Here is a 16,016-nt window from a genome sequence, read left to right on the forward strand (position 1 = left end):
AGTTCTGGGCCAAAGTATCGCCATTACGCCCTCGCGACCAAATCTTCAAAGAACCCAAGCCCCGAGCGCGTCCCATCGCCGGTCAGGAGCGCGCGATCGAGAAAGCTGTTGAACGTTTCGCATGACGTCTCGGGCGCAAGGCAGCATGCGTGGCATACCGAATGCGAGTAGCTGTTTTCCGCACCCATCATGTCCGTGATGCAGAGCGGATCGGAGGAGCACCACTCGATCGCGTCGATCGCACGTTGCAGAATGCCCTCAATGCGCCCCGTCTTTCCCTGACGTTCGAGCCCGCCGAGCGTCCCGTCCGAGTCCGGTGTTGCGGTATAGATAAGAAGCCCGGCCATCTGCTCATCGCCGGTCCCGGCATAGATCCTTTCCTGAAGGGATGCAGAGGAATAACCGCACTCAAGCGTCAGTTGGCGCATGAGCACGTGCGCGAGGGTGTGGCAGAGCATGTAGCGCGGGGTGATCGCCTGCGGCGGCTTTGCGTCATCGCCATAGCGTTCCTTCCAGTCCGCCTGATGTCGAACCTCGCACTCGGAGACGCGCGCAATGACATCAGGTCGGATCTCCCAAGTCGACAGCCGTTCCTCGTTTAGTGCAAGGAAGATGCCTTCACCTCGAACCTCGATCGCCGGTAGCCATTCAAGCGGAGCCTTCGAGAGCCTTGCCACCTCGGGCGAATCCGGATCGCCGGGCGGATTGATCCGGGTGAATCCCTTTATGGCGCGAACTTCGCGAAGTCGGACAGCGCGCACCACTCGGAAGATCCATGGAGCTATCTCCGGGGAGACGATTTCTCGTCGGGTTTCGAAGTCGATGTCGGGGGTCCGACTGCGACCAGGCTCGGTGACGAACTGCCGATATTCTGCCGGACGCAGATCGTCGGTTCGCAGCTGCCCGTATGACGTGAGGCGGGCCCGGATCGCCTCTGCCAGTTCTGCGGGTGACATCTCCAACTCCTTCAGGATGCTCTCCAGGTCACCCTTCGCCAAGAAGCCGATGTACTCTTCCAGCTTCGACAGGTCGTCGAGATTCGTAAGGGAACTCCACCAATCGCCTAAGACTTCCTGAAGACGGTCGGACCAGGGCGGTATGCTGAGAGCTGAATCCGTAACCGAAAAGTAAAGGTTGGACGCACCTCGCTGGACTGCGTACTGCTCCTTGCCACAAGTTTCATCGCCATCGGCAAGCCATGGTCGATGCCCCCGACATTTCGGCCCGCGTTCCCAGGTCTTCTTCGAGAAAACGCCGTCCATAGACCTGCGCGCGCCGCACTTCGGGCAGCTGAGTATGAGGCCGGCGAGGCCGGGTTTTTCGGACCGCAGGATCAGACCGGGATGACGCTCTGGGTTTTCGCGCTTCGAAACCGCGCAATCCGGCCTGTGCCCCACCCACCAGTCCCAAGGGAACTCGTCTACGTGGCCATGCTTGCAGGCCATCACGAAGCGGACTGGGATGACGAAAACCTTGCTGTCACCATGGGATCTTTCCGTGCACGTCGGGCAGTAGCGGTAGGCCTTGCCCGGATCGCTCTTCCATCGCCGTTCCGGCTTGATGATATCGCAGCTGGGGCACTGTAGCCATTTTGGAAAACGCACAGCGACGAGACGCCTGGTATCCGGATCGTCATCCTTCCCCCGTTCGAGGGTCACAGGGGGCGTCCTGAATCCCTTCACGCCAAGTTTCTTTTGCAGGCGTGTCTCACGAATGACCTGCGGGTGGGCCAGACCAGCCGGAGGGAAGGAGCGGTCCCATTCCTCGAGTCCCGCTGCTATCGCCGAAACGGCTCCTCCACCTGCCCTGAAATCCACCACCGAGCCGGGACCAAATGTCGAAACGACTGCGCTTCGCCGCAGATCCTGAAGGTCATTCTTCATGTGTATCATCCTTTGCCCTGAGGACAGGGGCCATCCTGAAGGGGGTTCCTGCCTCGACGGTCCGCATGGAGTTGAGGGTTGGCCAAGCAGCGCCGGTATCGCGGCCGGCAGCCCGGCGAGCGGCTGCGCGCTCGGCGCTCTGGAGAAGGGATTTCCCCCCCTTGTAGTCGCTCCAGTAGACAGTGGGGGACCTTGCTCGCCATGTGTCGAGACGGCGTTCAAGTTCTTCCCTCACGGCAGTCTCTTCTGGATCGATCCGCTTCGCCCGGTCGACGATCAGGTCGATGAGGCCCATCGCGAGGTCTTCTGCGTCATCGTCCATGCGGGGAGAGTCGAGCATGTCAGGAACAAGGTGGCGAACCGCAGCAACCAGCGCCGCGTGCAGCGCCCTGTCGCGAGCCCGTGATGCAAAGGGAGTAACGCTGGTCGCCTCTACATCCCTGTATAGGGTGCGGTGCCAGCTACAGAACGTCTCGAAATGCGAACGGTCGCGCGCCTTGGCGTTGTTGAGGACCGCAACGACAAGTCCGCTAACGTCTCCCCGCCCGACACGGCTGGTCGACTGGATGTACTCGGCGATGGTCTTGGGTTGCCCGTTGACCAGCATCAGTCCCAACCGGGAAATGTCCACGCCGACGCTGACCATGTTTGTCGCAAGAACTGCGTCGACAGCGCCCGGAAGCCCGACCTTGATGTCGAGAAGGTCGAGCATCCCGCGGATTTCTTCCTGCGTTCTCCGGGATGTCAATTCCTCGACGTTGCTGAGAGGTCTTCTCTCTTCGGAGCGAGCGTCAGCATTTAGCGCGATACTGTCGGTGACGTCGTCCTGCATGAGGACGAGCGCACCGCCGAGCTCGCGAAGCGAGTTGAAGTACCCGACGAGCGTCCAGTAGGCGTCCCGGCGAACATCGTCGCTGAATGCCGCATAGGCCGTCTGCAGAAGGGAACCCGCGACGGCCTGCAGGGTGAACTTTGCCGATCGACCGGCCGTTGTAACGCCGAGATAGCGTCTCCCGACGGCCTTCGGCCGCCGGTCGCGAACCGCGAAACCGGAATCGTCGTGATCGATCGCTGGCGGCGGGAACTGGAATGCTTCGCGATCGAAAAGGGCCAACACCTGCTCCGACGCTCTGCGGATCGTCGCGGTCGATCCGATGACCTTCGCCCGATGTCCGCGCGCGGCGAACATCAAGTCAAAAGCCGCCTCATACGCTCCAGCGATCGTCCCCAGAGGGCCGGAGATCAGGTGTAGCTCGTCCTGGATTATGAGATCAGGCGGCGAGCCATCCGAAACCCCAAGCAGGTCATTGGTTCGCTTTTCTCGGACTATCTGAGCGAACTTGTCGGCCGTTCCGATGAGCAACGTCGGCCGGTTGTCGTAGACATCTTCGTCAACAGTGAAGACAGGCAGGACCCCGTTCATCTTGCACGTGTTTTTCGTGCATTCGGCATCAACGGGTGAGGTGGCGCTCGCCATTGACCATGTCAGTTTCTCACTGCAGGCCGGACAGCGCGCGAGCTGTTTTGGCGAAGCCACCTCCGAAGACCCTCGAAGAGAAGCGAATGCATCGGTGCGCTTGTTAGGAGTAGCATCCCCTCCAACCCACAGGCCGATCGAGAAAGGTTCGTCACCTTGAAGCGGCAGGCCGTCTGGCGCCGACACTCGGCCGGAGCGTATCGCCTCCAAGGCGACGATCATCGCGGCAGAGCGTGCAAACTGCTGGGTCGTGAGTAGGCGCAGCGTATAGCGCATGAGGGCACAGACACCGCTGTGGTCACTCGGATCATCCGAGAGCCGACGATACACGGCAATGCACGCGACCAGCGCGAGGTATGCCTCGGTCTTGCCGCCGCCGGTGGGAAACCAGAGGAGATCCATGACGCCCCGGTGCATGTGATCACGGATGACCGAGGATGGCGCACTGAGGAGCAGGAATCCCAGCTGGAACGGACGCCAGCGCAAAGGGCCGTGGTGGCTCTTGGAGCTGTCCCAAGAATGCTGCAGATGCATGGCAAGGTTTGCCAGCTGGAAGGCTCGCCGAAGGCGCGGATTGACGCCTAGTTGGTCGACTGATGCCCGCATACGCCCAAGCGCTTCATCGCATTGGGCGAGATGCGCGTCAGCCACAGACTTCAGTTGTGGGCTCACGTCCGACGCGTCGTCCAAGCGCTTCCGCTGCAACCGTACCCAGCGGTCGTAGGCGTCGCAGAAGGTCTGCAGCCCTTGTTGAAGGGCCGCTGTATCGGCATAGGCCAGTGCCTCGGCCGAGAGCGGATCCAATTCACCGCTTTCGTTCCCAAGCTCGGAAAAGAAGGCGTGACCATTCGGATCGACGCCTTCCACTATTGCTGAAGGGAGCCACGTCGTCCCGACCCATCGTGCAGTGGGGCGCGTTCCGGCTGCATAGTCCGGCGATTCCCAATCCGCGGAGCAGACATGCCCGACAGCGAACTCCGCTACGTTCCTGTATAGCAGAGCCCCGCTTTCCTCGTCACTGACTGAAGCGGCCCCATCGGTCCTCCCTTGATGCCTCGACGCCGCGCGTCGAGGGGGCTTAGGCACCAGCAGGGTTCCTTCACAAGGTTCGATGCGAAGCGCCGTCTGGAAAAGCGACGCGGCCTCGATCTCGTTTCGACCCTGCTCTGGAACTATCGAATTCACGAGCGAAAGAGTGACCAGAACGGACCCGCCGGCATTGATGCATCGCACACTGAGTGAGACGTTGGGCAGCCCTTCACCGTGTTCGGCAAGCGCAATTCCGCGCGTCGGGCCGGGTTGGAGATCGAGGATTGGAATATCAACCATATGCGGCTGGCGAACCCAGATATCGACGTCGTCGCGCTTTTCGATCCGGTACGTGGCGAAGCTGCAGGTGACCCGCACTTGCGCTATGTCACTCGAAGCAACAACGCTGAACGATACGCCCGCAACAGAGGGCTTCTGGATAGATCCGGTTCTGACTGCATCGTTCTCGCCGTCGCTATCTTCTCCTGAGCCTGAGCCTGCGCCTGCGGTTCCGAGGCGATCATCATCCTCCCCCAACATCGCCGTACGCTGAGGCCAGAGGATGCCGGTGAGATAGACATCTGACGGACGCGAGGTGAGTTCCTCGTTCTCTGCACGCGGCCCGACCAAGTCCTCGGCGAGCCGATACGTGACAACATCCCTGTCCTGTGATTTGTCCTGCATGAGCATTAACTCCGGTCAGTTTTATAAAATGGGAATGCTGCGATTCTAGGTGTCAGCAAAAATCCGGACGACGCCCAAGGTTCGTGCAATGCTTCATTCTTACTATCTTCTGGTGCCAGCACAATTGATGAACAACCCTGCGCTTTAACATTTTCTATTCGGTCAGGCATTCTGTAGGTCATGCTGCTAGAATTAGACGCTATCTCTCTAATATCACTCGAGAAGCAAGCTGACATGTTGCCAACATATGTCCCAGCTTCGCTCGAGAAAATACCATACCGCGACTCGCTGTCCGGGTGCGTCTGTAGTTGATACGCAGTGACAGAGTTTGCGGCAGCTGCGAGGAAATCTTGCGCGGCTAAGGCGTCAGCGGATTTAAACTCTGCTATACCAATAAGACCTTTCGGCTCGACGTCACCGCTCCGTCCGATTTCTACAGACACCTGTTGTTCTCGAGAATTTCGATTGGAACAGTAGACGCGTCCAGAATCGAGTTTTTCGCTCCAAAGGGACTTGCTCGGCGCAACGTAAAGCTCGTTGCGCGCGCGCGTAGCGCCGACAAATAGGACGCGAGCTTCTTCCACGACACCCTCGACAGACCGCGACTTGCGGGCCTCGGGCATCATCAGGATCACCACATACGCCTCACGTCCCTTGCTCGCATGGATTGTGCTCAGCGTGAAACCTTCCAACCCAAACTCAGATCTGGCCACCTCGATTGGAGGGCGGGCACCCGCCAGGCGTCGCCTCAATTGCAGCATATCCACCACCCCATCATGACGACCTGCCAATTTCAGGAGCGACAACCATGCGGCGCGCGACTCATCTAGGGTGCCAACATGACTGCTAACTTTGATAGACCAAAGCTCACGGAATTTCTTCTCGGAAATGAAGGCCTCTAAGTAATGCGAAAAGCAGAGCGAAAGCCATGCTGGCAACCCTGCATCATATTCGGAAAGGCGAAGACCGTGAGCATCTGACTGATCTTGGGAAAAGTCGAGAACATCTGCCCGATTTCGAAATAGAACGAGAAGGTCTTGCGGTGAATCTGCGGGGTGTTTCTTTATGAATTTTTCAAAATCACCGACTGAAAGCCTTTCAATTGCATTCGCCACCCAATCACGAAGCTCTAGAACCTGGTGCTCCGACTCCATCAACTCGGTGCGCAAGTCCGAATAGATCGTCCTGAGTTGAGGCGAAGATGTGCGATGAACTTGCCGGAAAGGCAGGCCGGAAAAATATCCAAGATTTTTGGCGCGAACCCTCTCTAGCAACGATCCGTCATTCAAATGATTGCCGCGCTTCGAATTGCGCTTTGAGAAACCATAGATCGCTTGAGCCTCATCAGCAAAAATCGTTACTCCACAATCAGTTGGCAGTTGCCTAATCATTGCTTCGATCAGTTCCGCTCGGCGACCAACAATGTCCTGAGCTTCATCAATTACGACATGCTCAATTTGGGAATACTCATCAGCCACATCTTCGTCGGACGTCAGCAATGCGATTACGCGCTCGATGTTATCATCGTAAGACCCTGTCAGACGGGCATTGGGATCGTGCCCAGATCGGACCGCCCACGCATGGGAGTCGATTGTTGCGTTGTGAATGGCATTGGATGCCTCTCCGACGTATGAGTGTAGGCGCGCACGTATTTCCGCTGCGGCTGCTCTGGTGAAGCTGATCATCAAGATTTTGCTGGGCTCGATGTCTTCTTCTGATATCAGGTGTGCGAGACGAGCACATGCGACAGCCGTCTTTCCCGTACCAGGTCCTGCTTCGACGATCAGCCGAGCATCACTGTCCGCAGTGATCACGCGCATCTGCTCGGCGTCCCAGCCCGTGAGCAAGTGGCGTGCTCCAACTACTGTGCCCGCGTTCGAAATTGGGTCCTGAACACTCGCTTCAGCCGTGTCACCAATGTGTCTACGGCACCCAGCGGCATCCTCGTTGGTTTTGTCCTGAATGATTGCTATCTCCGGCCAAAAAAGAAAAATGGTGGAAATGCCACAATTCTCGGTGCCAAGATGAAACCGGAGGAAGCCCAAGGCTCATTCAATGTCTCGAGTTCATTGTCGTCCGGGCTCATTACGATTGTTGCACAGCCCAGACCTCTCACATGGTTCACGTAGCTGGGCGGCTTGTGGCTTTTCTTCTGTTTTTTGTTCCCGAGTATCTCCCACAGGTCGTACGTGAGATTGCGCGAGAGGGCGCCAACACAGGGACCCTCGCTACCAGCCTTGATCCTGTAGCGCCAATCGAGGTCGGGATCGGCTTCCAATTTGTACGTGGTGACCACATCGGCGACCTTGGCCAGAAAAGCTTGACCCGCCGAGGCGTCGGCAAGGCTAAACTCACTCCGGCCGACGAGACTCCGCGCGGTGATGTCGCCATCACGACCGATCTCGACCATCGTCGACTTGCCGTTTCTCGACGAGCGATGAACTCGTCCCGATGGCAACGTCGATGCTCTGAAGGCGTTGCTCTCCCCGACTATGAGGGATGCGCGTGCACGCGTGGCACCGACAAAGAGCACGCGCGCCTCTTCTATCTCGTCCTCGATGCACTCGAACTCCGCGCCGTTCGGCAGCAGCAGAACGACGTTGCTCGACTCGCGACCCTTGCTCGCGTGAATCGTCCCAACGATAGGTCCGTGAAGACCGTACTCGGGGAGAGTCAACTCGACAGGGGGCCGGGTCTGGCCAAGGCGTCGCCTCAGCCTCTGCATGTCGACGGAGCCGTCCATACGTCCTGCAACGCGCATGAGGTGCCGCCAAGCTTCGCCCGGCCCGTACTGTGGCGCCGCCATGTTCTCGATGCGCTCCGCCCAGAGGTCGAGAAAGCGTCGCTCGGCGAGAAACGGGTCTAAGAAGTCTGCGAAACAGATCGCCAGCCATGCCGGAAGCGTTACCCCGAATCCTGACAGGCGCAACCGATGGGGAAGATCACAGAACTGCGACGCCATGAGGACTTCGGCCCGAGTTCGAAAGAGCAGAAGATCGTTGCTGGAGAAGTCAGCAACCTTCATCTCCGTCCACTTCAGCCCTTGCTGGTCGGCCAGTGCCCGGATTTTTTCAGCTGTCTCGACGTGCAATCCGTCACGGTGCTTCTGTTTGTCGAGGACATCACTCCGCAGTTCAGAGAAGATTTTGCGAAGCCCGGGGGAGGACGTTCGATATATTTCCGTCAGGACAAGTGTGGTGAAGCCTAGTGCCTTCACGCCCCGCAAACGGTCGAGCAGCGGCTTGCCGGGCTCTGAAACTCCCCCTTTTTGACGCCCGATAATGTCGTCGGAGAAGCCATAGATCGCCTGGGCCTCGTCGGCGAATATCGTGAATCCGCAGTCCGAAGGCAGCCGATCCACTAGCGCCTCGATCAGGTCCGCTCGCTGGCCGACGAGGTCCTGCGCCTCGTCAATGACAACGTGCTCGATCTGCGCCAGTTCGTCTGCCACGTCCTCATCAGCCTTCAACAGCTCGATGACGCGGGTAATGTTCTCGTCGTAGGATCCGGTCAGCCTCGCATTCGGGTCATGCCCAGAGTGGATGGACCACGCATGCGAGTCGATGGTCGCGATCCGAATGCCAAAGGATGCATCGCCGACGTAGGAATGCAGCCGTGCACGGATTTCCGCCACGGCTGTCCTGGTGAAGCTGATCATCCAGGTATTGCTGGGTTCGATATCTTCTTCGTTGATCAGGTAGGCGAGGCGCGCGCAGGCGACGGCTGTCTTTCCGGTTCCGGGACCCGCCTCAACGACAAGCCTGGCATCCGAATCCGCCTCGATCACCCTGCGCTGATCTGCATCCCAGCCTGCATCCGTGCTTGAGACATTATCCGCGAGTCCGAACCAATCATTTATGAAGGCGGCATTCACTTCGCTCGTTGACCACTCCAGGGTCACAGGATCAAACACGCCGCTCAATGTTAGCGCTCTGCGAAGCGCTGGAGTCATCGCACCATCGCCGGTCCATCGTCCCTTCGGAGAAAGAGCGGATGCCCCGGTCAAGACAGCCGAGCCTTCGAAGGAGTCGAGGAAATCGATCAGAGTCTCGGTCGCGGTCTCATCAACATCTGGTACCAGATATTCAGAACCCATGCCGCTCTCGATACGATGATCTCCTATGGCAACGACCTTGCCGTCAGGCAGCGCGATACGACGTACGGGCAAAGCCACGAGGACTGGCTCGCCAAGTGTCATTCCGAAACCGACGTCCTTGATCTCACACAGAACATCAATCACGCTTTCGACGAGTGCCGAGGCTTCCGAACGGTCTGGTCCCTCGATAAACTGCTGAATCCATTCCACCACTACAATCCGACTGACGCCACGGCGGGCGCTTACGACACGGCGCACCAGATCCGCAATCGCTCTTCTGGTGCGAGGTCCGGACCCCGATGGTATACGAAGGCCGGTGATCAAAGTGTGTTCGATGTTCACAGAATGCCTCGCAAAGTACCACAGGAAGACGATTGACGTTCAATTGCTTAGCAGTCAACCTTGCCACGGTTATATCGTGCCGTGAAATTCTTTATGGGACTAAAACTCGGCAACAGAGTGGCGAGTTCGGGAAATACAAATGTATATCGGCAATGCGCTAAAAGACAGACATGAGGCACTTGCCGATCATTTCGCAGACCTTGCCGATGCGCGAGGCCAGCTTCCTCTTTTTGCAATTGAGCATGGCCTTGACGAAGCCGCACTGGAAGGGCTGAGAACGGCAGTCTCTGGTCAGCTTGAAGCCGATCCCCAGCTACAAGGCGCTGCGTGGTCTTGGAGCTATCTGCCACTTCTCGTCATGGCCACTGAGGTGGGTTATCGGTACCGTGGAACGGGTACCGATTTCTGGCCGGTCTTGGCTCAGGAACTCGGCGTGGAAGCCGGGTCGGCGTTCCGTTCAGGATTGTCCCGCTTGTTTCATCTGGGACATCGGAGTTTTCGACTGGTAAGGCCGGGTGACAGTCCTTGGGAGCGTCATTTCCCGCATATCGCTTGGCCGATTGGCAACGCGCTAGTTCCGCTGGAGATACAGCCGCAGTTGACGGATGCCCTGAGACGATCCGTTAGAGCGGGGATCTCGGCGGAAAACATGGATGGCCTGCTTGAGTATCTCAAAATGCTGGCTGCCGGGCACGCCAGTCGTCGATTCGAGAACTGGTTGCAGCAGGAAGATATTGCTGCAGAGGTCATGCGGCGTCTTCTTGCGCCAGATGCAGAAGGCTGGCTTTCTCACGGTATCCTGCAGCGGATTGACAATGACATAAGGAAAGACCTCAGTTCACATCGCGCAATTTCGGAAGCGCGCAAGGCTGCAGCAAGAAGATCAGCTCGTGTTACCGCGATTGCGCCGTCTCAATTCGTAATCACGCTTGTTGACAGCGTGCCGAAGCAGCTTCTGGTCAGAGGGCCTGCGCTGCCGTCCCAATCACGTGATGAGGTGATCGCCGCGTTGCGTATTCAGGGAGACCGGATAAGGGCTTCAGGAAGCGATCAGACCATCGCGCTCCGTTCATTTCTCGCCGGTGGGGAAATCGGGCTAGGCAAGTTCACCGGAATGCCTACCGACCCTCTATCCCGTGGCGATGCAGCACATGTCGAGCAAGGTCCCGCTTATGAGGCGCTTGAGAGTTTGCAGCCCCGGCAATCGGCTTTCTTCCTCACCGAGCGGGGCGAACGGACTGCCCGCGCCATCTTTCCGGACGAAGCCCTTGCACCAAATGCCTCAATGCTCCAATTGCTGCGGATCGACCGCGATGGCACGCCAGAGTTTCGTTGGCTTGAGACATCTTCGGGAGCTGATGTCGAACTGCTGCGACGAAATGGCTTCAAGGTTTCCGATAAGGCACCGTCGCTACCACTTCTCGGTCTGTTAATGTCGGGTGCTCAGAATAGTTTTCTGCGTGGCGTTCCAGTACTTGCCGCGCAGAGCTTGACACATCGAACATTGCTGCTCGACGGGGTTCAGCCTGCCAGCGAAACGCTCCATCTCCAAGAGGATGACTGGTCCGTTTTTGAGCCTGGTGTAGGCAGGCACTGGGTTGGACCTGCAGATGGCGATGACCATGATCGAGTTGGGTTCGAAGTTGTCGAGCCACCCGACCTGGAGCCCGCATCGATCAGTATTATTCCCACCAACGCCAATATCTCCGATCTGGAGGCTGGGCGTTTGGAAATCAGGATTACGGCACCGCTCAACCTTGAGGAAGTCCCGGTAAGGCTACGGCTCCGATCGGCCGAGGTACCCGAGGTGATTTCCGAGGGTGTCATTGACCGACTTCCTGCTCGAATAACTGGGCACTCACCCCTAATTCGAGCGCTGCGGGCGCAGCTGGCTGAAGGCTCCGCAGGCCTTTCCGACCTGCGCCTGACAGTAGATGTTCATGGTCTTATGCAACTCAGCATTTCGCTTCCTCCAATGCACCGCGAATTTCACCATGACACGGACTTGGATCAGTGGATCAGTACAAATGAAGGTGGCAGGGTTTTGCCTTCCATGGTTGCAACCCTGCAGTCTCCGATCCCGTGTACGTCAGAAATCGTCCCTGCAGGCACTCGGCTTATTCTCCCCGATGCCATAGATTACGGGGCGCTAGCGTCAGGCCTGATCATCTCAGAGAGGTCAGAATTTCACATTGGTATGCACGAAGCCGATTCCACCTCAATTCCTGCGCTTTTGCGAGAGGCAAGCTCGCGGAATAATGGCGTTGGCCTGATTGATCTTGCGCGTGCCAATGTTGCATGGCAACTCGCCCAAGCGAGCGATCAATTCGGTAACTGGCGACGCTGGTCGGTTGTTGAATCCCTGGAAGAAACACTGATCGAGTTGCTCTGTGGCGTGGCATGGCGCAAGCTCGAATCCGGCATCGATCTTTCGATCCTGTCTCAACACGGCGCACTTTTGAGAAGTGCTGAGGCACTCGGTCTCGTTTCAGGCGAGGATCTGCCAGAGATCGAATCCAATTCGGACCAGCTTTTTCTTCGGGACCGGCTGATCGCACGTCTGAGGGAAACGGTACCCGATATAACAGACGCACTGGCCCGATTGGACGACGAACTTGCTGGCGACCTAGATCTCGCGGTTATCGATGCATATGAGGATCTGCGTAGACACGTACAAGCTGGCGGTCGCGAAGCGTTCGAAGAGGTCGACATGGCCCGTTCCTCGACGACATGGCGCAAGGCGTTGGAACGCGCTCGGGACATCCCGCTTCTACCAATGTTCCGGCACCTTATCCTGCCAGAAGCGCGGTGGAAGGCACTGACGAATACCTGGTATGCTGAACTTACCGAGGATGATCTTGTCGATCTGCTCGACTCCTGCCACGTCGATGCCTTCCGACGACCGGGGCTTAGATGGCTTGGTAGGGCCGAATTGCGGACAATGCTGCAATTGTGGCTTTCGCCGCGAGCGATGATCGAAGCAGATGAGTGGCCCCGATTTCTGGCAAAGGGCCTTTCAGACATACAGACCAGTCGCGCTGTCCGCTACGTTGCACTCCGCCGAAAACTGGCTCTGTTGGACATGCCAGACGGGAGCCCAATGTAATGGATCAATATCTGCGGTTCATAAACGGGCTACAGGCTCTACGTCGCAAAACATCCGCTCTTGGCATTGGCTTGGGAGGCGCTCTCGGTGTAGCCGCCGATCCGTTACCTCATCAGCTTGCGACCGTACGCCGGGTGCTGGGCGACAGCCATATTCGGCATTTGCTGTCTGACGAGGTCGGCCTCGGGAAGACAGTCCAGGCGCTGATGATAATCAATGCCTTGCGATGGCAAGATTCGTCGCACAGAACTCTCGTGATCGCACCGGACAATCTCTTGTCGCAATGGCAAGAGGAGGCTTGGATTCGCGGTCACGTAATGCCCGCGATAGCCGGGACCATTGATGGAAGCGATGACGAGACTTCGCCAATCACGCTGGCCAGACCGCGTGATCTTATGACTCGAAGTGGACAGGAAGCACGTACTATCAGCGCTGACCCTACTGTCTTCGATTTGCTGATCGTGGACGAGCCGCAAACCATGCCACGCGATGCGATCCAGTTCGTGTCTCAAGTTGCGGACGAGTTTCGACAGGTGCTGGTACTGTCGGCCACACCCCGACTTGGCGATCCCTCGTGGCGCGATCCCATTCTGCGGATGATCGAACCTGAAGCTGCCTTTCGCGCCAGAATCGAGGGCCGACCGCTTGACGAGATTCTGGAAGATCGCGAGGCGCAGGCCATTTCAGCGATACGCAACCCAGAGGATTTGCTCGAAAGAACCTGTGGCTTCGTTCGAGCAGGGGCGGGACGGCGAGTAATACGAAATGGACGCGCAGATTGGGGCGAGTACCTTCCTAAACGAAGGAACCACGAAATCCGAATTCAGCCTTTGGCGCCGGAGCGGTTGCGATTTGAAATTGCCGGTATGCTTCTCCAGGACGCCGATCCCGAGCAGGGACTTCAAGGTTCGGCATGGACGTCAGCCAAAGCTCTTCTGCGAAGCGCAAGGGCTGCTCGTACGGTCTTGGCTGATTTGACCACGCGTGGCGGCACTCTCGGCAAGATGGCGGAAGAGGCGCGTATTGCTTCGCTCGAGAACCCTGGAGACAGCCGCCTGGACGCGCTCCTCGATATTCTCTCAGCTCAGTGGGGCGGGAATCCGGACAAGGCGTTCATCATTGTATGTGGTGACAACCCGACCATCGATATGCTGAAGACAGCGCTGCCTCGCTACTTTCCCGATCTTGCGGATGCGATCTCGGTCTTGCGCCGTCCCGCTTCGACAGACGTCGAAGGCGTGACCAACCTGAGAGAAATTCAAGAGACACTTGCTCCTATGTTGTCCGGGGACAGCCGCCTGTTACTTGTGGGGGATTGGGTGCAAGCAGGGCTCAATCTTCATCACGTCGCACAAGGCATCATCTTTTTCTCTCTGCCTTGGGAGGTTGACAGTATTGATCAGTTGATCGGTCGAGTCGACCGGCTCCGTTCCACAGGTGATAGAAAGGGGGCCAAGCGTACAATTGAGATTTGGCGGATCCTGCTTGAAGGTTCGCAAGAAGCAGCAATTGCCGACTTGGTTTCGTCCCTTGGAGTTTTCGATTCACCTCTTCCTCCATTATCTCCGTCCGAGTTGACTGAGGTTCAAGCTTCACTAGGCCAAGCTGCAATCAAACGCCAAATAACTCGTGGCGTATCACCGCTCGCTGGCAAGGGGACAGGTCTGCATACTCGCTTGGCGTCAGCTGATCCCTTCACACTGAGGCGGGCGTCGACAGAATACGAAAGTTGGCATGAGCAGCCCTGCCCAGCTCCCGCAATGATGAATGATCGAGCGCGTCCAAATGATACGCCGATACGCAAGGAAGAGCGCGCGATAGGCGCATGGCTCAGGGCAATCTCGAGTTCGACCGATTTCGATGTGGGAGGTCGTGTCGACAAAGTGGACGGATACGGCTTCCAGACAATCTGGTACCACGGAGTTGGCGAGAGAGGGCGTGCAGGTGACAGCCCATTCTTGCTGCCGGGAGCGTCTCGGGACAACTGGATGACGGGGCATGTACCTTTCATTTACCGGCGTTCAGCAATTACCGCTCCTCCGCGCAAGGGCGTTTTCACTGATGATGGCGAGCGATCCGCCGAGGGTTCGAAATCCGCTCGCCCACTGCATTTTCTCGATCACGGGGGCGATTTGCATGATGCTTTGGTTCACGGTTACTCGACCGGCGTCATGGAACAATTTGGACTCACGAAGCCAGTTGTCCAGACGAGCGTGCGGCTTCCAGAAGGGCATCCAGCACGGGATATCGGTCCGATAGTAATAGCGACTGTCGTTAGTCTGGATCCCTTTCCCGACGAGCTTCTGCCACCACTTTGGTCGCCCGCTGCAAATGAGATCTTGGCGTCGGCACCGACTGAAGCTCAAAGGAAGTCGCTAACCGCCGACCGTCGGCATTTGCAGGTCCTGTTGCGTTCAATTCAGCGCAGGGTGCGGCTTGAAGTGCCGGCGCAAATGTTGCGCATCGGCTCCGTCAAAGGGAAGGATGGCTGGACCGGATTATCGACTGAGCAACTCGACCTTTGCCTGCAGCCGTTAACGTCGTCTACCAACAATGCAGTGGCTCGTGGAAAAACGCCGCTATCTGCGCTTGAGAGGCCAGAGGTTGCGCGCACAGTGAGGTCTAGCCATCTCAGTCAACTTAATACAGAGGCGAAAAGTTATCAATCTGCGACCTTGGAGCGTTCCCGTCCTGCTCTTGAGTACCTTGCCATGCAAATCTTCGGACACTTCCAGGCCGAGATTCTAAACAGGGAACTGGCACTTGAACGTCGTAGAAGCTCTCCGCCCGAAAGTGGCCCAGTAGAGCTTTGGCAGGGTCAGGTAGCAGCGTTGGAGCGCTCATTATCAATGGCACGGCTCATGAGTTCCGAGGCTTCAGCCTACATACAAGAATTTGGTTCCGGAAGAATTCATCCCAAATCCCCTGAGCCACTTGGCATCCTTCTTGCTCTCGTCTCGGAAACTTAATCCGCGAGGGAAAAAACCACTCAAGCGCTATCGTTTCATGGCATTAGTTTTCGGGGAACCTCGCCTGCATGAGGCCAAATGCAAGACGGTCGAACAGGTACGGCAGGATCCGTTTTGGCGAGAACGAACGATAAACCAAGCAGGCGTGTCGATCCGCGCCAATGCGAGTGCATCCTTTGCAGGCATACCTGGAAGGAGTCACCGACACGGTTGATAATCAAAGTCATGCACCGGGATGTCTATCTGGATGAGGTGGCAAAAAACCTGTCATGCCCTCGACAGGGTTGTCGCCATGTGGGCGTCCATATCTGCCTTGTGGCAAGGTCAGACACGAGCGGATTTGTCGGCGGGATGCCTTGAAATGTAGCATGCAGACACCACTCGGTACTTGTGCAAGTCGGTCACTGAAAAATTGACATAAAATGATGCA

The 16,016-nt window shown here is 57.5% G+C and carries 6 protein-coding genes; 2 read left to right on the forward strand and 4 right to left on the reverse strand.

Annotation, left to right across the window (positions count from 1 at the left end):
- Positions 1–23 precede the first annotated feature (23 nt).
- From drmB to RAL90_RS11475, 4 genes are read right to left on the reverse strand one after another with little or no spacing between them, the layout of a single operon-like run.
- Positions 24–1,883 carry a DUF1998 domain-containing protein gene (drmB, locus tag RAL90_RS11460; RefSeq protein ID WP_306250719.1) on the reverse strand — a complete coding sequence of 620 codons (1,860 nt, stop codon included), beginning with the start codon at positions 1,881–1,883 and terminating at the stop codon, positions 24–26.
- Positions 1,873–5,073 carry a helicase-related protein gene (locus tag RAL90_RS11465; protein WP_306250721.1) on the reverse strand — a complete coding sequence of 1,067 codons (3,201 nt, stop codon included), beginning with the start codon at positions 5,071–5,073 and terminating at the stop codon, positions 1,873–1,875. Before RAL90_RS11465 ends, drmB begins: the two co-directional genes overlap by 11 nt.
- Before the next feature lie 5 nt (positions 5,074–5,078).
- Positions 5,079–7,118 carry a UvrD-helicase domain-containing protein gene (locus RAL90_RS11470; RefSeq protein WP_306250723.1) on the reverse strand — a complete coding sequence of 680 codons (2,040 nt, stop codon included), beginning with the start codon at positions 7,116–7,118 and terminating at the stop codon, positions 5,079–5,081.
- Positions 7,043–9,379 (reverse strand): UvrD-helicase domain-containing protein, encoded by a 2,337-nt coding sequence (locus RAL90_RS11475; RefSeq protein ID WP_306250725.1) that lies wholly within the window; start codon positions 9,377–9,379, stop codon positions 7,043–7,045. Before RAL90_RS11475 ends, RAL90_RS11470 begins: the two co-directional genes overlap by 76 nt.
- Positions 9,380–9,650: 271 nt before the next feature.
- Here RAL90_RS11475 and RAL90_RS11480 point away from each other — a divergent pair, with 271 nt between their 5' ends.
- Together RAL90_RS11480 and RAL90_RS11485 are read left to right on the forward strand one after the other, a co-directional pair.
- Positions 9,651–12,617, forward strand: coding sequence for a hypothetical protein (locus tag RAL90_RS11480; protein ID WP_306250727.1), 2,967 nt, complete (start codon positions 9,651–9,653; stop codon positions 12,615–12,617).
- Positions 12,617–15,586: an SNF2-related protein gene (locus RAL90_RS11485; RefSeq protein WP_306250729.1), complete on the forward strand. Its 2,970-nt coding sequence runs from the start codon at positions 12,617–12,619 to the stop codon at positions 15,584–15,586. Before RAL90_RS11480 ends, RAL90_RS11485 begins: the two co-directional genes overlap by 1 nt.
- Positions 15,587–16,016 lie beyond the last annotated feature (430 nt).

It is taken from the genome of Parvularcula sp. IMCC14364, from assembly GCF_030758415.1.
In the GTDB taxonomy this organism is placed as follows: domain Bacteria; phylum Pseudomonadota; class Alphaproteobacteria; order Caulobacterales; family Parvularculaceae; genus Aquisalinus.

Bases quoted from the DNA above. Each gene is read 5' to 3' on its own strand.
- drmB (WP_306250719.1), bottom strand. From the start codon at position 1,883: ATGAAGAATGACCTTCAGGATCTGCGGCGAAGCGCAGTCGTTTCGACA.
- RAL90_RS11465 (WP_306250721.1), bottom strand. From the start codon at position 5,073: ATGCAGGACAAATCACAGGACAGGGATGTTGTCACGTATCGGCTCGCC.
- RAL90_RS11480 (WP_306250727.1), top strand. From the start codon at position 9,651: ATGTATATCGGCAATGCGCTAAAAGACAGACATGAGGCACTTGCCGAT.
- RAL90_RS11485 (WP_306250729.1), top strand. From the start codon at position 12,617: ATGGATCAATATCTGCGGTTCATAAACGGGCTACAGGCTCTACGTCGC.